Raw genomic sequence first — 21,760 nt, forward strand, 5'->3', positions numbered from 1 at the left:
GCACTTCAGCGGCGACAATAGCTGGGCCTGCCTCAGTGAAGATAGCACGCTGCCAGGTGATCGACATCCGCAAGGATGTCTTTTTCTTTTCTGTTTTATCTATACCAATTCCATGGTATAATAAATAACGCATGAGTGATAAAATGATAAAATTTAAGAGGAAGGAAGATATGAATGAAGTTTGTAGAATTGACACAAGAAGAATATCAAACGTACTTCATAAGTAGTAAAGCCCATAATTTCTGGCAATCTGTTGAAATGGCAAATATGCGCGCAAAAAAAGGATGGGAAATTCATTATCTAGGTGTAAAAGAGAATGAAGAAATCCTTTGTGCTTGTACCTTACAGTCTATGGATGTTTATCGAGGCAATAAGCTATTTATGGCTTTACGTGGTTTCTTAATAGATTATCATAACGATGATTTAGTGAACTATTTTATGAAGGAGTTAATCGCATTCTTAAAAGAACATAAATGCTTATATATGAAACTTGATCCATATATTTCTTATCAACAACATGATATCGATGGGAATACAATAGAAGGTACTTTCAAAGAAGATCACCTTATAAAAGTATTAGAATCTTTTGGATTTCAACACCAAGGGTTTCGTACCCATCATGAAGATGAGTTTGAACCACGTTGGATGTCAGTTTTATCACTAGAAGATACAAGTGAAGAAGCTCTCTTAAAACAAATGCAGTCAATGACTCGTCGAAATATAAATTTTACAGAGAAAACAGGTATCAAAGTACGTGAGTTGAAGCGAAATGAATTATCCATACTCGAAAAAGTAGTGGAAGCAACTGGAAACCGTAAGAATTTTAACAAACCTGATTTGGCATATTATGAAAGTTTTTATGATTGTTTCCAAGAGCATATGAGTGCATTGTTTGCGTATTTGGATATGAATGAATATATCGCTCGAATAGAGGATGAATATACAGCAGAAGAAGCAAATATTAACAAATTAAAAGATGCTGTAGAAAAGAATCCAGAGGCTAAAAAAACAGCCAATCGTTTACAACAGGCACAGGACAATCTTTCTGTTATTGAAAAACGAAAGATAGAAGCCTTGCAGCTACAAAGTGCACATGGAAATGAAATTCCTTTAGCCGCATCCATGTTTGTGAAATATCCAAATGAAGTTTTATATTTATTTGGTGGAAGTTATAGTGAATTTCATAAATTCAAAGGTTCCTATGCGATTCAATGGTATGCGATTAAAGATGCACTGCATCATCACGTACCTAAGTATAATTTCTATGGAATTAGCGGAAACTTTAGTGAGGATGCGCAAGACTATGGTGTCTACTTATTCAAAAAAGGTTTTTACGCGGATGTCATTGAACTTGTAGGAGATTTTATCTATATAGGGAATCCTTCCGCTTATAAACAATATCAAATGTTAAGAAAAATCAAACATAAAGTTCTTCGAAGATAGTTAGGAGATGTACATATGCAATTTAAGACAAAAGTTGAACCAAAAGAACATGATGCATTTGTATCAAACCATCCATTGTGTAATCTGTTACAGTCTTCACAGTGGGCAAAAGTAAAAGAAAATTGGGATCATGAAATTGTTGGTGTAGTAGAAAAAGATACGTTGATCGTGTCTGCCTCTATCTTAATCAAACACTTGCCTTTGGGATTTACAATGATGTATATACCAAGAGGCCCTATTATGGATTATGAGAATAAAGATGTGATGGCATTCTTCTTTAAAGAGTTGAAAAAATGGGCAAAGAAATATCGTTGTTTATTTATAAAGATGGATCCAGGAATTCATGTTAATGACTATAAAATTGATGAACAAAATACCAATCGTTACCCAATAACGAATACCATCCTTTCTAATATGATACTCTCTGGTGCGATTCATCAGGGGTTTTCAACATATATTGAAGAAAGTATACAACCACGTTTTCAAGCGAATGTGTACAAAACAGAGGACTTTGATGAACAACTACCTCGTCATACGAAACGTTTAATCAAGGATGCTTTAAAGCGCGATGTGAAGGTTATAAAAGCAGATGCATCACGTATGAAAGAATTTAGTGATGTAGTTTCTTTGACAGAAGAGCGAAAAAATGTTAATCTACGTAATCATGAATATTTTATGCAACTAATGGATATTTATGGTGATGATGCGTATTTATTCTTGGCGAGTGTTAACATTCCTGAAACACTCGAACGCTTACTCAAAGAACAAGAAGCGAACGCATTGGAATTAGAAGCTTTAAAAGAAGGTTCTCCAAAGAAACAACGACGTTTAAATGATATTAAAAATGCATTAGAAAAAGATATTAAGGAATTCCGGGAGTTTGAAAAGGATTATCCGCAGGATTCGATCATCGCCGGTATCTTATCTGTTGTTTATGGAAATACCATGGAAATGTTGTATGCAGGAATGAACGATCGCTTTAAAAAATTCATGCCTCAATACTATTTATATACAGAGAATATGAAGTATGCCTTTGAACATGGTTTACAATATGCCAATATGGGTGGTGTCGAGGGTGATTTAGCAGATGGCTTAACGAAGTTCAAATCTAACTTTAACCCATATATAAATGAATTCATTGGAGAATTTGATGTACCAGTCTCTGTCTTTTATCGTTTGGCAAGAATGGCAATGAAGTTAAGAAAAAAAATACGATAAGAAGGTGTTCGTAATGAAAACAATAGAAATACATACTCTACAAGAAAGCAATGCATTAGCAGAAAAGCTAGGCGCCATGGTAAAACCTGGAATGCTTTTTACAATGAAGGGTGATTTGGGGGCAGGTAAGACAACGTTCACAAAGGCTTTAGGAAAGTCGATTGGTATTCAAAAGACTATCAATTCTCCTACGTTTACTATACTCAAAATATATCGTGGAAAGATACCTTTATACCATATGGATGCGTATCGTTTAGAAGGTATTTCTCAAGATTTAGGGTTTGATGAGTACTATGAAGGAGATGGCTTATGCATCGTTGAATGGCCAGATTATATAGAGGATCAATTACCAAAAGAGCGTCTTGAAATATCAATTTTACGTAAAGAAGGAGAAAATGAAGAAGCACGAAGCTTTGAATTCTTTGCGATTGGAGATAAATATGAAGCAATTGTGGAGGCGTTATCATGATCACATTATGTTTAGATAGTGCACATAAGCACTTGATTGTTGGGATTTATAAAGATGGAAAATTACTTGCGGGGACGTGTAATCTCGCATGGAAAACACAATCTGAAACGATTTTTCCTGAGCTTATTCGCATTTGTGAGGAAGCTGGTGTAGATAGTGATACCATCGATGAAGTAGTGATTAGCGATGGACCTGGAAGTTACACAGGAGTAAGAATTGCAATGTGTGTCGCAAAAGTGTTATGTACGCGTAAATTGATACCACTTTATGCAATTTCTACTTTACAGTTATATGCTGGGCTAGATGAACACGCACTTGTTATGTTGGATGCTAGAAGTAATAGAGCCTATGTAGGTGTTTTACAACATGGTCAATTTAGTGAAGAAGAAACCATTCTAACATTGAATGAAATCAAAGAAAAATACGATTCATCTATTTACCATATCTATGGGGATAGTGAACTTATTGAAGAAACATCTTGTACTCCTGACTTCTTAAAGAATTTCATGGAAGTAAGACCCTATGCTAGAAAAATAGAAAATATACATACGCTTGTTCCTCGCTATTTGAAAGAACAAGATGCATACAAGGTTTCCTAATATGATTCGCAAAATGACGATCGAGGATATTCGTGCTGTAATGGATATCGAAGAAGTTTGTTTTACGAGTCGTTGGAATGAAGAAATGTTTTTATATGAAATCGAAGAAAATGAATTTGGTTCTTTCTTTGTTTGTGAAGATGAAGGAACTATCGTTGGTTTTATCGACTTTTGGGTTACCTTTGAGACATGTCAATTGGCAAATTTAGCGGTACATCCAACGTATCAAAAAAAGGGATATGCGAAAGAAATGATGGAACAGATGATAACTCTTGCAAGTAAGGCAGGATGTGAGACCATCATGTTAGAGGTTCGTGTTAGTAATCAAAAAGCACGTTATCTATATGAGTCTTTTGATTTCTTTGAAATGAATATTAGAAAAGGTTATTATAGTGATAATGGCGAAGATGCCATTGTGATGTGCAAAGCGTTAGGAGGTGGACTTGAATGAAACAAACATTGATTATGGCAATCGAATCTAGCTGTGATGAAACAGCAGTTGCGATTGTTGCGAATGGAAAAGAAATTATATCCAATATTGTTGCGACTCAGATCGATGTACACAAAGAATTTGGTGGAGTCATTCCTGAGGTTGCGAGTAGAATACATGTAGAAAATATATCTATGGTGATTGAAGAGGCTTTACAAAAAGCAAATGTTACTATGGACGATATAGAAGCGATTGCGGTAACACAAGGACCTGGTTTGGTTGGATGTCTTCATATAGGTGTACAAGCCGCAAAGACATTGGCATGGGCGTTTCATAAGCCACTTGTTCCAGTTCATCATATCGCGGGACATATTTACGCAAATCGTCTGATTACGGATTTGACATTTCCATTAATGGCACTTGTTGTATCTGGTGGACACACAGAACTTGTTTATATGAAAAATGAGTGGGACTTTGAAATCTTGGGTACAACACAGGATGATGCGATTGGTGAGGCTGGAGATAAAGTTGGACGTGTATTAGGACTTCCTTATCCTGGTGGAGTTTATGTGGATAAACTTGCGAAAGAAGGAAAACCAATTTATGCTCTTGCAAAACCAAAGACTGAAAACGAATTAGATTTCTCATTTAGTGGATTAAAGAGTAGTGTTCTACAATTTATCGATCGTTGTAAGCGCAAAGGGGAAATCTTTGCACCCGCTGACTTAGCAGCATCTTATCAAGAAACTGCACTGGATGCGTTGTTGTTGAGGGCACGCAAAGCTCTTGATAGGTATCATCCAACACAAATGGTGTTAGCAGGTGGAGTTGCGGCTAACTCCCGTTTGCGTGAGAAAGTAGAACAAGATTTAGCCAAGGAATATCCAGATATCAAGTTTGTAATTCCTCCATTATCTTGTTGTACAGATAATGCAGCGATGATTGCAGTTGCTGGTTATATTGCTTATCAACATGGTGTTCGTGGTGACTTTGATTGCACTGCAGATCCAAGTCTTGATTTGGAACAGTATGCGTAGACTCTCATAATATATGAGGGTTTTTTCGTGTTTGTGCTTTGAAGCTATGAAAATACATATTTTATAACGAATTATCACATAATCGTGTGGTATAATATAAGCACGAAAAACACAAATAATGTATAGATTGGAGATAGGAGGTGCCGCAAACCATGAGCAATTTACTTCAGCATATGAACGAACTCATCGATACCGTGTTAAATGTTCGTTTTACGGATTTAGAAAAAGAGAAGGCTTGTTGTCTAGAGTTATTAGAACTAAGCAAACAACACTCCTATGGATATGCTACAGCATTTGCTTATACGTATTTAGGCGACTACTATCTTGCTCAAAACGATGCGATGCTAAGTGGACAGTATTTATACGATGCGAAACAACTCTGTTCAAAAACGCTATATCCTGCGCTTTATATGAAGGTATGTCATCTACTAGGTTTTTATTATCATTTAATCAACGATGAACAAAACGCTCTTCAATTCTATATGGAATCAATTGCATTGGCAGAGGAATTAAAAGATGTATACCAAAGATGTAATGCTTGGAATAATATTGCTGATATGTTTCAAGGACATAAACAATATGATGAAGCTGTAAAATATTATCAAAATGCATATCAAGCGATGTTGGAAGGGCAGTTTAAAGATGCTCGTTTATTGACAATCGTTCTGTACAATCTAGCAGAAGTAAACGGTTATATGGACCAGCTAAATGAAATGGATGCGTATTTAACAATTTGTGAAGACAGTGAAATAGCCCGTATGGGGGATACTAGTTTTCATACGTTTTGTTGTCGTACAGGACGTCTTTTAGAGGCAGCGTTTCAAGGAAATAAAGAGAAAGCGAAAGAAATTTCTGAAGAAATTATAGAACGTGATTATTATGGAGTAGATGATCGTTATATTATTATCATGTTTTTGCTACATATCACGAATGCCCTTATAAAACTTAAAGAAAAAGAATATGCGAAACGCTATTTAGATATATTGGATGAATATGGCACGATGAATGAGATATCTTTCATTCGCCGTCTTGTAGATTTACGTGTTTTTTACGCGGAGTCATTTTCAGAAGATGCAGAACTTCAAGAGAGTTATCAATCTTATTATCATACAATGCGTAAGATTTCCGTTATGGAAGATGATGTTCGTGTGAATGGTATGAAGGCTAGAATACATCTTCAAGAAATAATTTTAAAACATGAAACTACGTTGAAAGAAAATAGGCGCTTAGTAGATGAAGTTCATATTGATGATTTGACCAATATTTATAATCGTCGTTATTTCAATCAACTTATGGAAGAAAAAGATGGCACGATTCATTCTTTAGGAATTATTATGATGGATATTGATTACTTTAAAGAATATAACGACTCGTATGGACACATTCATGGCGATCTTACATTGCGTATGGTCGGTGATACTTTGAATCGTTACAGCCATGATGGTATTATCCCTTGTCGTTATGGTGGAGATGAATTTGCATGTTTCTGTAAGAATCAAAGCAACGAAGAAATCGAGAAGTTCATTCATGCGGTACGAAGTGATTTAGCTGCACAAAATATGGAACATAAGCAATCAAAGTGTAGTCAACAAATTACGTTATCCATTGGTTATGCCAACTGTGATGGACAGACTATAGCTGATACGCATGAAGTTTTAAGATTGGCAGATAAGGCTATGTATTGTTCAAAAGAAAGAGGAAGAAATACTTGGACTCGATATGTAGAAGAAGTATAAACTAATGATATTGTATATATAATAGAATCAAATTTTTATGTATAAAAGATACAATAAATATTACGTTAGTTAAGAAAGATAAAATATTCACAAATGTATAAAAATGTGGTATACTAGCTTGTGGGTGATTATAATGTCAGAGAAAAATGTACCGCGTGCAACCTTGCAGCGCTACCCTGTATACTTAAAAGCATTACGTAAATTAAAGAGTTCTGGAGTAGAAAGAATCATGTCAAAGGAACTTGCTAGTGTCGTCAATATTGAACCGACTACCATTCGTAGAGATTTTTCTTTTTTAGGAAATCTTGGGAAACAGGGCTATGGTTATGATGTAAATCGCTTGATTGAAATCTTTAACCAACAGTTAGGTATGGACTTTGATGAAAAAATTATACTTGTAGGAGCCGGTAATATGGGGCGTGCCTTAATGAAGTATAATAAATGGGATTATGTTGTAGGTGAAATAGCTTGCGCATTTGATGTGAACCCAGATCGTCAAGGAGTACGTTTTGGTATTCCAGTATACGATATTAAAGATTTAGATGAGTTAGTACCAGAAGGATGCCGAATAGCAATTCTGGCAATATCTGAAAATATTCAACAAACAGTAGATCGATTGATTGCCTGTGGTATTACAGGTTTGGTTGATTTTACGCATGAACATATACAAATTCCAAAAGGGGTTGTATTAAAGAGTGTAGATGTGGTATCATCTATACAAGAGTTGGTATTTGAAACAAACAGCTTGAATACAGAACGATGAAACAGACCCTGATAGGTCAAGTGTAGAAGCGAGCCATGAGGGTGAAAGATGGTACATACAAATCTATCAAGCGAACAGCTGTGGAGTTAAGCCGGAGAAATCATAGTAGACGGCTTCGTAGGGATTACGTTATATCCAAATCAAGATGTCTATCATGTATTTGATAGGAATCAGGATGGCACCGCGTAAAGATACGTTCCTGAATGTTAGGAACGTTTTTTTGTTGTTACAGAACATAGGAGGAAAGAAAAATGTTTGAATTTATGACAATTAGAGAGCTCTATGAAATTGTGATGAGTGGCTCTCATGTAGAACTAGACTCATTAGAATATGTGCAGTTGCAAGGGTGGATTCGTACCAATCGTTGCAGTGGAAAATTAGGGTTTATTGAATTAAATGATGGTACGTATTTCCGCAATGCCCAATTGGTGTATATGCAAGAACTTAAAAACTTTGAAGATGTAGAAAAGTATCCTACAGGGGCAGCAATCAGTATCACTGGTAAAATAAAATTGACACCAGAAGGGAAACAACCTTTTGAAATTATCCTTACGGAAGCTACTTTAGAAGGTGATTGTGATCGTGATTATCCATTACAGAAAAAGCGTCATAGTTTTGAGTACATGCGTGAGATACCACATTTACGTCCTCGTGCAAATAGTTTTTATGCAATCTTCCGTTTACGTTCTGTGTTATCTATGGCAATCCATGAATTCTTCCAAGATCAAGGATTTGTATATGTGCAAACTCCAATCATTACTGGAAATGATGGAGAAGGTGCTGGCGAGATGTTTCGTGCAACTACCATTGATAACCAAAACTATGAAGACGATTTCTTTGGGAAAGAAGCGTTCCTTACCGTTACTGGTCAATTGCATGTAGAAGCGTTTGCGATGGCTTTTCGTGATGTGTATACGTTTGGTCCAGCGTTCCGTGCTGAAAACTCAAATACTTCACGTCATGCGTCAGAGTTTTGGATGATTGAACCAGAAATTGCATTTGCCGATTTAGATGATGATATGAACCTAATCGAAGACATGGTGAAATATTGCATTGACTATGTGTTAGAAAATGCACCAGAGGAAATGAACTTCTTCAATACCATGATTGATAAAGGATGCATCGATCGTATCAAAAGTGTACGCAACAGTGAATTCAAACGTATGCCTTATACAGAAGCAATTGAACTGTTATCAAAAGCAGATGTGAAATTTGAAAATAAAGTAGAGTGGGGAATGGATTTGAACAGTGAACATGAACGTTATATCTGTGAACAGATTGTAAATGGTCCTGTCTTCTTAACGGATTATCCAAAAGAAATCAAAGCGTTCTATATGCGTGTAAACGATGATAACAAGACTGTAGCTGCTTGTGATCTACTTGTGCCAGGAGTTGGTGAGTTAGTAGGGGGATCACAGCGTGAAGAACGTTATGATGTATTAGAGAAACGTATGGATGAACTTGGAATGGCGAAAGAAGGATTGCAGTGGTATATGGATCTTCGTCGTTATGGTGGATGTAAACATGCAGGATTTGGACTAGGATTTGATCGTTTGTTAATGTATATGACAGGTATGCAAAACATTCGTGATGTAGAACCATTCCCACGTACGCCAAGAAACCTAATATTTTAAGAAAAAGCCATGATGACCTCATGGCTTTCTACTAGGAGAGACTATGAAAAAAATACGATTCGCGACTTCACGCGATATACCAACGATTTGTACAATCTATGAGTATTATGTAAACAACAGTGTCGCTACTTTTGCCTATGAAGCAATGAATGAAAAAGAATGGCAAGAAAAACTTACAACCATACAAAATAAATATCCATTTTTGGTATGTGAACTGGATGGTGAGGTCGTTGCTTATGCATATGCAAGTAGCTTTCGTGAAAGAGAAGCGTATCAATGGGATGTAGAGTTAAGTGTTTATGTGCATCCTAATGTTGTACGTCAACAAATTGGATCATCCTTAATGAAGGTACTTCTAGCATTACTTAAACTACAAAACTATCATATCGCTTATTCTTGTATTACAATTCCTAATGACGCAAGCATTTCCTTACATGAAAAACTTGGCTTTCATACAATTGGAGTATTTAAAGAATGTGGATATAAGTTTGATCAATGGTTAAGTACTGTTTGGATGGAATATGTGCTTTCTAATTCACCTCAACCAAGAGGTATCCTAACAATAGCACAATGTAATCAGGAAACGATACAACAACTCCTTTCTCAAGTATAAGAAAAAGACTGCGAACAGTCTTTAAGCTTCTAATAACATTTTGATGACATCTAGTATAATTGTTTTTTGTTCTCTTGTTAGCATTTTCCAATTACCAATCAAGAATTGTGTTTCTTTTTCCATATCATCATTGTTGCCTGGTTCGTAAAAGAAATCACTTAATGAAATATCCAATCCTCTGCATAGACCCTCCAGCGTGGGTATAGTAGGAGAATTTCCTTTATGGAAGAGTGAATTGATCGTACTCAATGGAATTCCAGATGCCTGAGATAGTTTGTATTCAGTCATATGGTGCTGGTTCATGAGTTGTCGTAATCTAGCTAAACAGTCCATGTTTGACCCTCCTTAGACGTATTATGTATTACATAGTTAATTTTAATACGTTATTTCATAGCGTGAGTTACGAAAAAGCATATTATAGTACGAATGTGCGATAAAAAAGATCAAAACCAATGGGATATCTAAATAATTTATTAAGGAATTCTTATAAAACAAGAAAACCATTGTTTTAAAGCTTTTTTTCTTCTATAATGATAATGGTGATTTTTATGAAAGAATATATTATCAAGACAAATGAGGACGGAAGTAAGGTTTGTGTACGTGATGTACAACTCGTCTTATTGTCCATGTTAAAAGATATAGATACATTGTGTCAAAAACATAACATTCCCTATTGGTTAACGGGTGGAAGTGCCCTTGGTGCTGTGCGCCATAAAGGCTTTATCCCATGGGATGATGATGCGGATATTGGCATGATGCGTGAAGATTATGAACGCTTCTTAAAGGTTGCACATGAGCTAGGAGATGGCTATGTTTCCCAAAGTTACGCAACGCATAAAAATTATAACGTTGTAGTACCTATGAAAGTACGAAAAAAAGGCACATATTGTGAAGAAGTAAATACTTTATTGAGGAATAAATGCAAAGAGTGCGATGGCTTATTTATTGACATCTTTGTCGTGGATTATGTAAGTGAAAACAAAGTAAAAGATTTCCTATGGAGAGTACGTAATGGTATTCTTATGGTACTTATTACCCTGTTTGAAAACTTGGGTTGTAATCCTAAAATATTAAAGAATAGATTCATCAGAAATGCGAAAAAATATGGTGAGATAAATAAGAATAGTCCATTGATTGGATATGATTTAACATGGACATTCAATTCCTTTTTTAAGCCTGTTGTATATACAAAGGAAAGTGTATTTCCTATACAGTATATGGAGTTTGAAGGGATTGACTTACCAGTACCAAAACGTCCCAAAGATATGCTTGATGTAGAAGTATCTCCATCGCATATGAGCTTTCCACCTGAAAAAGATCAGGTACCAAAACACTTAAAAGATGCACGATTTTAGATAGGAGGATAACACTATGGCATTTGTACCAAAGAGGAAAATGTATAAAATTCGTTGGAAAGTAGCACTTCCCTTATTGCTTTTACTTGTGCTCATAGTATATACCTTAGTGAATGTTTTTTTATCTCCTGCAGAGGACGAAAAGAAATTTACCGTATGCAATTTAGGTGAAAAAGAAACAGTGAAGCTATTAAATAAGAAGAGTGCTGAAACATTTGTCGTTAATGATTATACCTATTATGGGGAATCTTTAGGCTTGTATACGAGTGCATATGGTCCACAGAGCGATGATCTAGCGACTGGAAAAACTATGCAACTACATAACTTATGTACAGATAAGACCATCACTCTAACAGTGAATAAAGAAGTAGATCAAAAGATTGCATTAAATGATTTAGACCCTGGCTTTTATGAACTTATCATCATTGATAATTTAGTAGAGAAAAGAGTAACTTATAAGGATACATTTACCTCTGATCCTTTCTATACGGTAAAAAGAGACAATGCAGTTAAGAAAGTAACGATGGTTGCGGATAAGGCATTGTTGAAGGATTATGATATTACATTAAATGATAATTATTTATTTTTAAACGTGGAAAAGAAAAAACCATCCAAAGAGAAAATAGATGTGTACTTGGACCCTTATGGGATGAGTACTGATTTTCAATATGTTCCTGATAAAGGAAGTACTGGGAATGGATTGAGTGAGTATCAAGAGATGTATGATGCTGCGGTTGTGATGAAGAAACAGCTGGAAAGTTATGGGTTACGCGTAGAAATATCACGTAAAGATGCAGATAGTGAAGCTGATAAAGCGTATGGTGAAAACGGAAGATTTGCACAAGCTATAAAAAAAGATGCGAAGTATTATGTTATGTTACGTATGAATAAAAGTGAATCTACAGGTTTAAGAGGTGCAGAGATTTGGCATAGCTCTTATGTAAGTGATGTATTAGCAAAAAACATGATGTATACCCTACAAAAAGAGTTAAATGTAACCGCAAGTAATTATCTGAGTGAAGATGATACTGGAGTTGGTGCAAGTGCAATTGATAAAGAATATTTTGACAATAATTTGTATCTAAGAGAAACTGGCGGAAAAGCGACTTTTGCGGCACTCTATTCAGATTTAGCGAAAGAACAAAACGCTAGTTTTAAAGATGCTAATGGAATGTACGCGTTAGAGTTTGACTTTGGGTATGTATCCAATAGTGAAGATGCACAATTTTGGAAAACAAATAAAGAAGCTTATGCAAAACAAGTTGCGATTAGTTTTGCACAAGCAATCGGGATCATAAAATAAAAATTAAAGAAAAGGTGATGATTATGCTATATCAGATCCATAAAGGGAGTAAGTATTATGGTGGAAACACCATATTTGAAGATATACAATTCGAAATAAAAAATACAGAAAAAATTGCAGTTGTTGGTCGTAATGGATGTGGAAAGACAACCTTATTAAAGTCTATATCTGGAGTAGAGTCTTTGGATCGTGGTGAAATTCACGCATCCAATGATACAAGCATTGGGTATTTAGCTCAAACAACATTTAGTGATGAAGATGCACTTGTACAGGATGAACTGGAACATGCTTTTGATCATATCAAGGCAATGGAAAAACAATTGATGGCATTAACAGATAAAATGGCCATGGATCATAGTGAAGAAACATTGGATGCTTATGCAAAGCTTCAACAGCGCTTTGAAGAACTTGGTGGGTATACCTATCATAGTGAATTGATGAGTGTGTTTACGCGATTTGGATTCAAAGAAGAAGATTTACAAAGGAAGATTTCCACCTTTAGTGGAGGACAAAAAACACGTCTTGCTTTTGTAAAACTGTTGTTAAGTAAACCAGATATATTACTCTTGGATGAACCTACAAACCATTTGGATATCGATACCATTGAATGGTTAGAAAACTATGTAAAACGATATCCTAAAGCAGTTGTAATGGTATCACATGACCGTATGTTTTTGGATGATGTTGTAGATGTTGTGTATGAAATTGAATATGGAGTCATGAGACGATATCCTGGAAATTATACAAACTATGTAAATACAAAAAAGAGCGATATCGAACTTCAAAAAAGTGCATATGTTCGCCAACTAAAAGAGATTGAGCGATTGGAAACACTAATTGAAAAATTCCGTTATAAAAAGAACAAAGCAGCCTTTGCGCAATCAAAGATTAAATACTTGGATCGTATGGATAGAATCGATGATCCTAAGAATGATCAAAGAACATTTCACGCTCGTTTTGAACCAAAGGTTCGAGGTGGTAAACGAGTTTTAGAAGTTAAGGATTTAGAAATTGGTTATGATCATCCTTTATGTAAAGTGGATTTAGAGGTTCTCCAATCTCAACGCATTGCGATCATTGGACCAAATGGGATGGGAAAATCAACCTTGATGAAAACTCTGATGGAACAAATCCCCGCATTGGCTGGAAGCTATCTTTTAGGACATCAAATAGAAGTTGGATACTTTGACCAAGAACTAGCACAGTTTGACTCAAATAATACGGTATTAGAAGAAGTTTGGAATGATTATCCTGATTTAACACGTACAGAAGTACGTACCGCCTTAGGCTGTTTTCTATTTAATGGAGATGATGTATTTAAAACCGTTGATTGTTTGTCGGGTGGAGAAAAAGTACGTTTGAGCTTTGTAAAACTAATGCTTTCTCATCCTAATTTCTTGATGATGGATGAGCCTACCAACCATTTAGATTTAATTGGAAAAGAAGCTTTGGAAGAATCCTTGAGAGAATATGAAGGAAGTATGTTGTTTGTATCTCATGATCGATACTTTATAAGTAAGCTAGCTACTGCTATCCTTGTGATTGATGATGGAAAAGCACAGTTTTTTCCATTAACGTATAGTGAATACATGAACAAAGAACCAATACCTGTTGTGGACACAATCACAATTAAGGAAGAAAAGAAAAAGCCAACCAGAGGCATCAATTATAAAAAAGAGATAACCAAACTTGAAAAGAAGATTGCGGACAAAGAAGAAGAGCTAGAAATTTTAAGAGAGAAACGTTTTGACCCGGAGTATTATCACGATTATCATAAAATGAACGAATTAGATGCGGCAATTGATGATGTTCATAATGAGATTGAACATATGATGAAACAATGGGAAGAATACAGCGAAGAACTTGAACAATCTTCCTAATAGTAGCAATCTAGTATCATAATAGGAATAACATAAGAAAACAGGACAAAGAAACCTGTTTTTTAGTTGCTTGATAGTTCATAGATTTATACTTTAATATTCGTGCACATACGTATAAATATACACGATATGTACATCTTAACTATAGGTGATCAAGATGTATGAAAAACGCATACAAGAATTAAAACAGAAATTATATGTAGATCAAAATTTTGATGTTGTATCCAAAGCAATGTTGGTTCAAAATATCCATATGACATTGTTTTTTGTAGATGGTTTTGCGAAAGATGAAATCTTAGAGAAAATGATGGAGTTTCTATTAAAGGCAGATATCAAAGAAACAGTAGAAAGGGATAGTGTACAGGTGTTTTGTGATCGATTCATTTCTTATCTTGAAGTAGATGTAAAAGCGGATATGAAAGATTTGATTACAGCGGTACTAAGTGGTTCTATTGTGTTGATGGTGGAAGGGTATGAAGAAGGTATCGTAATCGATGCAAGAACATATCCAGTAAGAGGTATGGAGGAGCCACAAGATGATAAGGTGTTAAGAGGAAGTCGTGATGGGTTTGTTGAGACCTTGATTTTTAATACCGCTTTGATACGAAGAAGAATACGTGATTCACATTTGCGCATGGAATATACAAGCGTTGGTTCTATAAGTAAGAGTGATATAGTGCTTTGTTATATGGATGGATTGATTGATGAAGATATGTTAAAGGATGTGCGAAGAATGCTATCCGAAATACAAGTAGAAGCTTTAACGATGGCACATGAAAGCATAGCGGAAGCATTGGTGCCTCATAAATATCTAAATCCTTTTCCAAAGGTTCGCTATACGGAACGACCCGATACTGCAAGCAGTAACATATTAGAAGGAAAGCTTATTTTAATGATTGATAATTCACCAAGTGTTTTAATACTACCAACAAGTTTTTTTGATTTTATACAAGAGGCACAGGATTATTACTTACCACCGATTACCGGAAGCTATTTAAGAATCATAAGAATCCTTGTTTTCTTTATTACTTTATTAGTGACTCCTGTTTGGTTCTATCTTAATCTCAATCCTACTTTATGTCCTGATTGGTTTCGCTTCACTCTCATAAAAGATCAAGGAAATGTACCAATCATTGTACAATTGCTATTGTTGGAGTTTGGTATTGATGCGCTAAAGATGGCAAGCTTGAATACGCCGAATTCCTTAGGTAGTACCTTTAGTATTATAGGGGCACTTATTTTGGGAGAGTTTGCGATCAATGCAGGCTGGCTCGCTCCCGAAATTATCCTGTATATGGCATTTGTGGCACTTGCGGATTTTACACAACCTAGTTTTGAATTGGGATATGCGATTAAATTTATGCGCATTATGATTTTAATACTAACTGCAATATCTCCACGTTTTGGATTTTGGATAGGAATTATTGCAATGTTATGCATTATGATTTCGAATAAGACGGTAACAAAAACTTCTTATTTCTATCCTCTGTTTCCATTTAACGGGAAGGATTTTAAAATGATTTTTGCGCGTAAAAAATTAAGAGGGAAAAGCAGCACGAAATCATAACCAAAGATGCACCTTGGTGGTATAATAGAGACAAGGTGATATATATGGAAAAAACGTATCGAGATATTATGATTGCTAGTACGGTAGAAATACTCTGCCTTCCTCTATTTTATTCTCTCTATGAACCAGAGTATCTGCGTTTTTTCTTTTGGGTTTTGTTATTTGCTTTAGATTCCTTTATGCTTAAAAGATTACCTTTTTTTGAGCTTATGAAATTATATACACAAGAAGGGTATAAAAAAGAGCGAAGACAGATTATTATTATGGAGGTTATCTTCTTTTTAGGGCTTGTGATTTTGGCCTTTAAAAACATAAGTTTAGCAGGAATTGTGCTATTAAATGACGTCATTGTAGACTTTTTATGTTTTATCACAGCAATGAATGAAAAGAAAAACAAATAGGAACTTTCAAAATAAATGGAACTGTGCTAAAATATCTTACGTAATGATTATTTTAATTAGGAGGAAATTACATGGCAAATTGTTTAGTTGCTCAGTCTGGTGGACCAACAACCGTTATCAATGCTTCACTTGCAGGTGTTGTTAGAGCAAACCAGTTAAACCCAGTTTATGACACAGTTTATGGTGGACTTAATGGAATTGAAGGAATTTTACAGGATCGTTTATATGACCTTACAAACATGAGTGAGTTTGAAAACCGCGTATTACGTCAGACTCCATCTTCTGCCTTAGGTTCTTGCCGTTACAAATTAAAAAGAAATGATGAAACTGATTACCGTAAATTAGTTGAAATCATGGACAAACATGATATTGAAATCTTATTCTACATTGGTGGAAATGACTCTATGGATACAGTAGATGCATTGAGCCAATGGGCTAAGAAAAACAACATCGCAAAACGCTTTGTTGGTATTCCTAAAACAGTTGACAATGACTTAATGGTGACTGATCACTGTCCAGGATTTGCATCAGGTGCAAAATTTGCGAACCAAGTAGTAAATGCTACATGGTTAGATTACAATGTATATACTCGTGAAGAAGTTTTCATTCTTGAAACAATGGGTAGAGACGCTGGTTGGTTAGCTGGTTCAACAGTTGCTACTGGTCGTGTAGATTTGATCATTTTACCTGAAGTTGATTTCGACAAAGAAAAATTCCTTGCAGAAGTTAAAAAATGCATGGCTGAAAAAGGGAAATGCTATATCGTAACAAGTGAGGGTGCTCACTTTGCTGATGGAACTTACTTAGCAGCTGGAGAAGCCGTAAATGATGGTTTCGGACATGCTGTATTAGGTGGGGCTGCTGAAGCTTTAAAGAGAATGATCTTAGAAGCTGGTATCGCCCCTCGTGCGAAAGTACAAGATTTAAGTACTGCAGCTCGTAGCTCTAACTTTGCACAGTCATTAGTAGATGTTACAGAAGCATTTGAATTAGGTATGTCTGCACATGCAAGAAGTGCAAAACCTGGATTCACAGGACACGTTGTTGCTGTTCAAAGAGAATATGTAGATGGTAAATACAATGCAAAATTCATTTCAGGACCTGCTGAAGATTTCGCAAACCACGTTAAACATGTTCCAACAGAATGGATTTTACCTGATTACCAAGGATTAACAAAAGAATTCCACGATTATATTACACCACTTATTCAAGGTGAACCTACATTAATCATGGATGGTGCTATTCCTGCAACAATCAAACCATTTAATATGAGATAATTCTATACCTTTAAAAGAACGATGAAAGTCGTTCTTTTTGTATGGAAAAAACTACTATTTGCATTTTCTTGCATTAAAAGGAAGACTTGCGATAACATAAAGGGTGTATTTAGTTGAAAATTGCACTATTTACTATGAAAAGAGTGAAAAAATGTAAATATGAAAAAAATCATTTTCTTTTAAAACAATTTATTCCATTATTTACACAAAAATGTAAAAACGTCTTTTCATTCCATGTAATTTTCATGGAATAATTATTGTAATTCTATGTGAAGTAAGATATAATGAATAACATATCAGGAGTGATAGGAGGAGATTTTATGAAAAAAGTATTAAGCCTATTTTGTATAGGTCTAATGGCTGTTTCTCTAGTAGGATGTGGAAGTTCAGATAAAAAGAGCTCAACGCTTACAGTAGGAGCAGAAAGTTTGACAGGTACATTCTCGCCAATTTACTATTCATCTTCATATGATGGATATGCTGTTGACTTGGTGTATAACAAATTAGGGGAGTATGATGTTAACAACAAGCTACAACCAGGTTTAGCGGAATCTTGGACAGTAAGTGATGATGCAAAATCAGTTACCTTCAAGTTGAAAAAAGGCATCAAATTCTCTGATGGAACAGATTTCAACGCAGAAGATGTTGAATTTACTTTCAAAGTAGTTTCTGATCCAACATATGATGGACGTTATGCAGGAACTACACAGTATTTATCAGGTTATGCTGATTATAACAATGCTGATAACAAAAAAGAACCTGAATTCCCAGGTATCAAAGTGGTAGATGATTATACAATCACTTTTACAACTGATGAAGCGCGTAATGATAGCTTGACTGCTTATGCAGCATCATTTGCAATCATTAGTAAAGATCAGTTTAAAGATTATAAATATAAAAACACAAAAGCAGTTAAAGATTTAATCAAAGAACCAATCGGTACTGGACCATATGTTATGAAAAAATGGGATGCTGGTAGTGGTGCTTCATTTACAAAAAATGAAAATTACTCAGCAAAACAATTAGGTGAAGGATACGAAATTGAAAACGTAATCATCAAACCTACAAAAATGACAACTGAGTATCAAGAATTAGAATCAGGAAACATCGATATTCTTGCTGGTTCAATCGAACCTAAGAAAATCGGTCCTGCTACAAACAATAAAGATCTTGCATTTAATAGCTACCCACGTGGCGGAGCTGGCTATATTACTTTTAATGCTGGTGCTGGTGTAACTCAGGATAAATTAGTACGTCAGGCATTAACGTATGCATTCGATCGTCAATCATTCGTAGATTCTTACTATGAATGTCCAAAATGTAAAGATTTAGATGGTGCTGAAATTGGATATGTACCTACATTGTACAACAACCCACTTTCTGAAATGGGACCAGCTATTCGTGGTGAAGAAAAAATCGAAGGATTAAACACTTACGAGTATAATATTGAAACTGCAAAACAATTGCTTGATCAAGCAGGTTGGGCACCTGGTGCAGATGGATTCCGTTACAAAAACGGCGAAAAACTATCTATCAAAATTTTATCTATGGCAGATCATGATATTCTTTCAAATTTAGTTCCAATGTGGCAAAAAGCTTGGGGAACTGAATTAGGTGCTGATGTACAGGTTGCTACTGTTGACTTCAATACAATCTTAGATAAGATTTATTATGATAAGAATGCAAATGAATGGACAGTATTCTTCTTAGCAACATCATATACTTCTGATGGTATGACTGATATTTATACTACATTTAATTCTCGTTATGCGAAAGATGGTAGCGATAATTATGCTCGTTTGAAAAATCCAGAAGTTGATGCATTATTAGACAAAGGTCTTACAACTTTAGATAAAGATGAAGCTGTAAATGTTTGGAAAGAAATCGCAGTTAAATTAAATGATGAAGCTACTGTTGTTCCAGTTTATGGAAATACGTACTTTGATATTTATAACAAGCGCGTAAAGAATTTAAAGACAAATGCTCTATATTCTTGGCCAAAAGCATTGAAAGATGCTACGCTTGAATAGTTTTATTAAAGAATATTAAAGTGTTCAAATAAGAGCAAGTATTCCTTGCTCTTATTTGTCGCTTAATATAAATACGAGAGGTGATTTTATGTTAAAATACATTGGAAAACGATTATTAAATCTAATTCCTGTTATGTTTATAATCTCAGTGGTTATATTTGGTACGGTTAAAGCAATGCCTGGAGACCCTGTTACAGCATATTTAGGACTTGGGACGAAGGCATCCCCAGAACAAAAAGAACAAATCCGTGAAGAATTGGGACTTAACAAAAGCCTCCCTGAACAATATGTGATTTGGATTGGTAATTTTGCGAGTGGAAATCTGGGACAATCTATTAAATACAAGGCACCAGTAATTGATATCATTGGTGATTTTGTGTGGAATACATTTTTGTTAAATATTGTAGCCATGATTGTCGGTGTTGCTTTATCTATACCAATAGGAATTCGACAGGCAGTGAAAAAGTTTACTAAATTTGATAACTTTTGGACAGTATTCTCTTTATTAGGAGTATCAGTACCAACATTCTTCTTTGCACTTGTTTTAATCTTCTGTATCGCACTTCCATTTGGACTGCCAGTTACCGGAATGCGATCCCCAGACTTATCCATGTTTGGCTATGATAATATCTTCCAAGAAATCATGGATATTGCAAGTCATATGCTATTACCTACGATTGTATTGGCATTCTCTAACTTTGCAACATTCTCACGTTATGTGCGTAGTTCTATGATTGATGTTATTAACATGGATTATGTAAGAACTGCACGAGCAAAAGGGTTGAAAGAGAAAGTCGTTATTTATCGTCATGCATTTAAAAATGCACTTATTCCTCTAGTAACTTTATTGGGATTATATATTCCATCCCTTTTCAGTGGAGCGATGATACTGGAATCCGTATTTGGTTGGCCAGGACTTGGTAAAATATTGATTGAAGCTATTCAAGGACAAGACCAGAGTATAATTACAGCCTGTTTATTGTTCTCTGCAATCTTGATGGTTTTAGGTAATTTATTATCAGATATTTTATATTCTGTAGTGGATCCACGAGTTAAAGTAGAATAGAGGTGAATGGTAATGATAAATGATAATTTAGAAAATAAAAAAGTTGATGAACTTGCGAAAATGGATAAATCCGATACCATGGGACCATGGCGCATTGCGATTCAACGATTTCGTAAAAACAAAATTGCAATGATTGGTTTAATTGTTTTCGTTTTGATAGTATTAGCTGTTATCTTCGTTCCAATTATAATGGGAATCGATGTAACAGATTATAGTTATGCTGCAAAAAATATGGCGCCAAGTGCAAGCCATTGGTTAGGAACCGATCAACAAGGACGTGATGTGTTATTCCGTCTGTTTCTAGGTGGTCGAATCTCTATTATGGTTGGATTAATTGCTGCAATAATAACTGTTTTACTTGGTTGTATATTCGGCGGTATCGCTGGTTATTATGGTGGTTGGGTCGATAATTTATTGATGCGTTTCTCTGAGATAGTATATTCTCTTCCTTTTACTCCACTTATCTTAGTAGTTGCATTTAATCTATTATGGACACCAACAGATATCAAAATGTATATTGTATCAACTTTAATTGGTGTTTTATCATGGCCAGGATTGGCTCGTCTAGTACGTGGTCAAATTCTTTCTTTACGTGAGCAAGAATATATGCAAGCTTGTGAAGCTTTAGGGTTGAGCGATTTTTCGAAAATATTTAAACATTTAATTCCAAATGTACTTTCTATGATTATTGTAAATGCGACTCTAGCGATGGCAAGTGCCATTCTAACAGAAGCAGGGTTATCTTTCCTTGGAATGGGGGTTACTCCTCCTATTCCTTCATGGGGTAACTTAATGGAATTGGCTCGTAACACTGAAGTGTTCCAGAGCTTGCCTTGGAATTGGGTACCTGCAGGTATCATGTGTTTGCTGACAGTTATCTCCATCAATCTTATAGGTGAAGGACTTCGCGATGCATTTGATCCAAAAGATATTAGATAG

The 21,760-nt window shown here is 35.2% G+C and carries 20 protein-coding genes; 19 read left to right on the top strand and 1 reads right to left on the bottom strand.

The window, feature by feature from the left end; translation table 11 throughout:
• Window positions 1–174 precede the first annotated feature (174 nt).
• The 10 genes from ACWG0P_RS04490 (at window position 175) to ACWG0P_RS04535 (ending at window position 9,942) form a co-directional block, all read left to right on the top strand.
• Window positions 175–1,443, top strand: a complete 1,269-nt coding sequence (locus ACWG0P_RS04490; RefSeq protein ID WP_455800677.1) for a peptidoglycan bridge formation glycyltransferase FemA/FemB family protein — start codon at window positions 175–177, stop codon at window positions 1,441–1,443.
• Window positions 1,444–1,458: 15 nt separating this feature from the next.
• Complete coding sequence (locus ACWG0P_RS04495; RefSeq protein WP_455800678.1) at window positions 1,459–2,661, top strand: aminoacyltransferase; 1,203 nt, start codon at window positions 1,459–1,461, stop codon at window positions 2,659–2,661.
• Between the two features lie 13 nt (window positions 2,662–2,674).
• Entirely contained in the window at window positions 2,675–3,130 is a 456-nt protein-coding gene (tsaE, locus tag ACWG0P_RS04500; protein WP_455800679.1) for a tRNA (adenosine(37)-N6)-threonylcarbamoyltransferase complex ATPase subunit type 1 TsaE, read from the top strand.
• Window positions 3,127–3,729 carry a tRNA (adenosine(37)-N6)-threonylcarbamoyltransferase complex dimerization subunit type 1 TsaB gene (gene tsaB, locus ACWG0P_RS04505; RefSeq protein WP_455800680.1) on the top strand — a complete coding sequence of 201 codons (603 nt, stop codon included), beginning with the start codon at window positions 3,127–3,129 and terminating at the stop codon, window positions 3,727–3,729. Before tsaE ends, tsaB begins: the two co-directional genes overlap by 4 nt.
• A 1-nt stretch (window position 3,730) precedes the next feature.
• Window positions 3,731–4,180, top strand: coding sequence for a ribosomal protein S18-alanine N-acetyltransferase (gene rimI, locus ACWG0P_RS04510; RefSeq protein WP_455800681.1), 450 nt, complete (start codon window positions 3,731–3,733; stop codon window positions 4,178–4,180).
• A complete protein-coding gene (gene tsaD, locus ACWG0P_RS04515; protein ID WP_455800682.1) occupies window positions 4,177–5,196 on the top strand; it encodes a tRNA (adenosine(37)-N6)-threonylcarbamoyltransferase complex transferase subunit TsaD in 1,020 nt (339 codons plus the stop codon). Before rimI ends, tsaD begins: the two co-directional genes overlap by 4 nt.
• 152 nt (window positions 5,197–5,348) lie before the next feature.
• A complete protein-coding gene (locus ACWG0P_RS04520) occupies window positions 5,349–6,932 on the top strand; it encodes a diguanylate cyclase domain-containing protein (RefSeq protein ID WP_455800683.1) in 1,584 nt (527 codons plus the stop codon).
• Window positions 6,933–7,065: 133 nt separating this feature from the next.
• On the top strand, window positions 7,066–7,695 hold the full coding sequence (locus ACWG0P_RS04525) for a redox-sensing transcriptional repressor Rex (protein ID WP_455789641.1): 630 nt from the start codon (window positions 7,066–7,068) through the stop codon (window positions 7,693–7,695).
• Between the two features lie 251 nt (window positions 7,696–7,946).
• The gene (asnS, locus tag ACWG0P_RS04530) at window positions 7,947–9,329 is read left to right on the top strand and encodes an asparagine--tRNA ligase (RefSeq protein ID WP_455800684.1); all 1,383 of its coding nucleotides are present in this window, start codon (window positions 7,947–7,949) and stop codon (window positions 9,327–9,329) included.
• Between the two features lie 43 nt (window positions 9,330–9,372).
• A complete protein-coding gene (locus ACWG0P_RS04535) occupies window positions 9,373–9,942 on the top strand; it encodes an N-acetyltransferase family protein (RefSeq protein WP_455800685.1) in 570 nt (189 codons plus the stop codon).
• Window positions 9,943–9,963: 21 nt separating this feature from the next.
• Here ACWG0P_RS04535 and ACWG0P_RS04540 read toward each other — a convergent pair whose 3' ends face one another.
• Window positions 9,964–10,275 (bottom strand): helix-turn-helix domain-containing protein, encoded by a 312-nt coding sequence (locus ACWG0P_RS04540; RefSeq protein ID WP_455789645.1) that lies wholly within the window; start codon window positions 10,273–10,275, stop codon window positions 9,964–9,966.
• Between the two features lie 197 nt (window positions 10,276–10,472).
• Here ACWG0P_RS04540 and ACWG0P_RS04545 point away from each other — a divergent pair, with 197 nt between their 5' ends.
• The 9 genes from ACWG0P_RS04545 (at window position 10,473) to opp4C (ending at window position 21,760) form a co-directional block, all read left to right on the top strand.
• The gene (locus ACWG0P_RS04545; RefSeq protein WP_455800686.1) at window positions 10,473–11,297 is read left to right on the top strand and encodes a LicD family protein; all 825 of its coding nucleotides are present in this window, start codon (window positions 10,473–10,475) and stop codon (window positions 11,295–11,297) included.
• 16 nt (window positions 11,298–11,313) lie between these two features.
• Entirely contained in the window at window positions 11,314–12,600 is a 1,287-nt protein-coding gene (locus ACWG0P_RS04550) for an N-acetylmuramoyl-L-alanine amidase (RefSeq protein WP_455800687.1), read from the top strand.
• 23 nt (window positions 12,601–12,623) lie between these two features.
• A complete protein-coding gene (locus ACWG0P_RS04555) occupies window positions 12,624–14,480 on the top strand; it encodes an ABC-F family ATP-binding cassette domain-containing protein (protein WP_455800688.1) in 1,857 nt (618 codons plus the stop codon).
• Window positions 14,481–14,637: 157 nt separating this feature from the next.
• Window positions 14,638–16,047: a spore germination protein gene (locus tag ACWG0P_RS04560; protein ID WP_455800689.1), complete on the top strand. Its 1,410-nt coding sequence runs from the start codon at window positions 14,638–14,640 to the stop codon at window positions 16,045–16,047.
• A 44-nt stretch (window positions 16,048–16,091) separates the two neighbouring features.
• Complete coding sequence (locus ACWG0P_RS04565) at window positions 16,092–16,448, top strand: hypothetical protein (RefSeq protein ID WP_455800690.1); 357 nt, start codon at window positions 16,092–16,094, stop codon at window positions 16,446–16,448.
• A gap of 71 nt (window positions 16,449–16,519) precedes the next feature.
• Window positions 16,520–17,725 (top strand): diphosphate--fructose-6-phosphate 1-phosphotransferase, encoded by a 1,206-nt coding sequence (locus ACWG0P_RS04570; RefSeq protein ID WP_455800691.1) that lies wholly within the window; start codon window positions 16,520–16,522, stop codon window positions 17,723–17,725.
• A gap of 320 nt (window positions 17,726–18,045) precedes the next feature.
• A complete protein-coding gene (locus tag ACWG0P_RS04575; protein ID WP_455800692.1) occupies window positions 18,046–19,755 on the top strand; it encodes an ABC transporter substrate-binding protein in 1,710 nt (569 codons plus the stop codon).
• A gap of 88 nt (window positions 19,756–19,843) precedes the next feature.
• Window positions 19,844–20,821 carry an ABC transporter permease gene (locus tag ACWG0P_RS04580; protein ID WP_455800693.1) on the top strand — a complete coding sequence of 326 codons (978 nt, stop codon included), beginning with the start codon at window positions 19,844–19,846 and terminating at the stop codon, window positions 20,819–20,821.
• Window positions 20,822–20,833: 12 nt separating this feature from the next.
• Window positions 20,834–21,760, top strand: coding sequence for an oligopeptide ABC transporter permease (opp4C, locus tag ACWG0P_RS04585; RefSeq protein ID WP_455800694.1), 927 nt, complete (start codon window positions 20,834–20,836; stop codon window positions 21,758–21,760).

The sequence above is a fragment of the Amedibacillus sp. YH-ame6 genome, from assembly GCF_053848845.1.

Coding starts and splice junctions, on each gene's coding strand:
- tsaB (WP_455800680.1), top strand. CDS start 3,127: ATGATCACATTATGTTTAGATAGTGCACATAAGCACTTGATTGTTGGG.
- ACWG0P_RS04520 (WP_455800683.1), top strand. CDS start 5,349: ATGAGCAATTTACTTCAGCATATGAACGAACTCATCGATACCGTGTTA.
- ACWG0P_RS04575 (WP_455800692.1), top strand. CDS start 18,046: ATGAAAAAAGTATTAAGCCTATTTTGTATAGGTCTAATGGCTGTTTCT.
- ACWG0P_RS04540 (WP_455789645.1), bottom strand. CDS start 10,275: ATGGACTGTTTAGCTAGATTACGACAACTCATGAACCAGCACCATATG.
- tsaE (WP_455800679.1), top strand. CDS start 2,675: ATGAAAACAATAGAAATACATACTCTACAAGAAAGCAATGCATTAGCA.
- ACWG0P_RS04525 (WP_455789641.1), top strand. CDS start 7,066: ATGTCAGAGAAAAATGTACCGCGTGCAACCTTGCAGCGCTACCCTGTA.
- ACWG0P_RS04565 (WP_455800690.1), top strand. CDS start 16,092: ATGGAAAAAACGTATCGAGATATTATGATTGCTAGTACGGTAGAAATA.
- ACWG0P_RS04535 (WP_455800685.1), top strand. CDS start 9,373: ATGAAAAAAATACGATTCGCGACTTCACGCGATATACCAACGATTTGT.
- rimI (WP_455800681.1), top strand. CDS start 3,731: ATGATTCGCAAAATGACGATCGAGGATATTCGTGCTGTAATGGATATC.
- ACWG0P_RS04570 (WP_455800691.1), top strand. CDS start 16,520: ATGGCAAATTGTTTAGTTGCTCAGTCTGGTGGACCAACAACCGTTATC.
- tsaD (WP_455800682.1), top strand. CDS start 4,177: ATGAAACAAACATTGATTATGGCAATCGAATCTAGCTGTGATGAAACA.
- ACWG0P_RS04495 (WP_455800678.1), top strand. CDS start 1,459: ATGCAATTTAAGACAAAAGTTGAACCAAAAGAACATGATGCATTTGTA.
- ACWG0P_RS04545 (WP_455800686.1), top strand. CDS start 10,473: ATGATAATGGTGATTTTTATGAAAGAATATATTATCAAGACAAATGAG.
- ACWG0P_RS04490 (WP_455800677.1), top strand. CDS start 175: ATGAAGTTTGTAGAATTGACACAAGAAGAATATCAAACGTACTTCATA.
- ACWG0P_RS04555 (WP_455800688.1), top strand. CDS start 12,624: ATGCTATATCAGATCCATAAAGGGAGTAAGTATTATGGTGGAAACACC.
- ACWG0P_RS04580 (WP_455800693.1), top strand. CDS start 19,844: ATGTTAAAATACATTGGAAAACGATTATTAAATCTAATTCCTGTTATG.
- ACWG0P_RS04550 (WP_455800687.1), top strand. CDS start 11,314: ATGGCATTTGTACCAAAGAGGAAAATGTATAAAATTCGTTGGAAAGTA.
- opp4C (WP_455800694.1), top strand. CDS start 20,834: ATGATAAATGATAATTTAGAAAATAAAAAAGTTGATGAACTTGCGAAA.
- asnS (WP_455800684.1), top strand. CDS start 7,947: ATGTTTGAATTTATGACAATTAGAGAGCTCTATGAAATTGTGATGAGT.
- ACWG0P_RS04560 (WP_455800689.1), top strand. CDS start 14,638: ATGTATGAAAAACGCATACAAGAATTAAAACAGAAATTATATGTAGAT.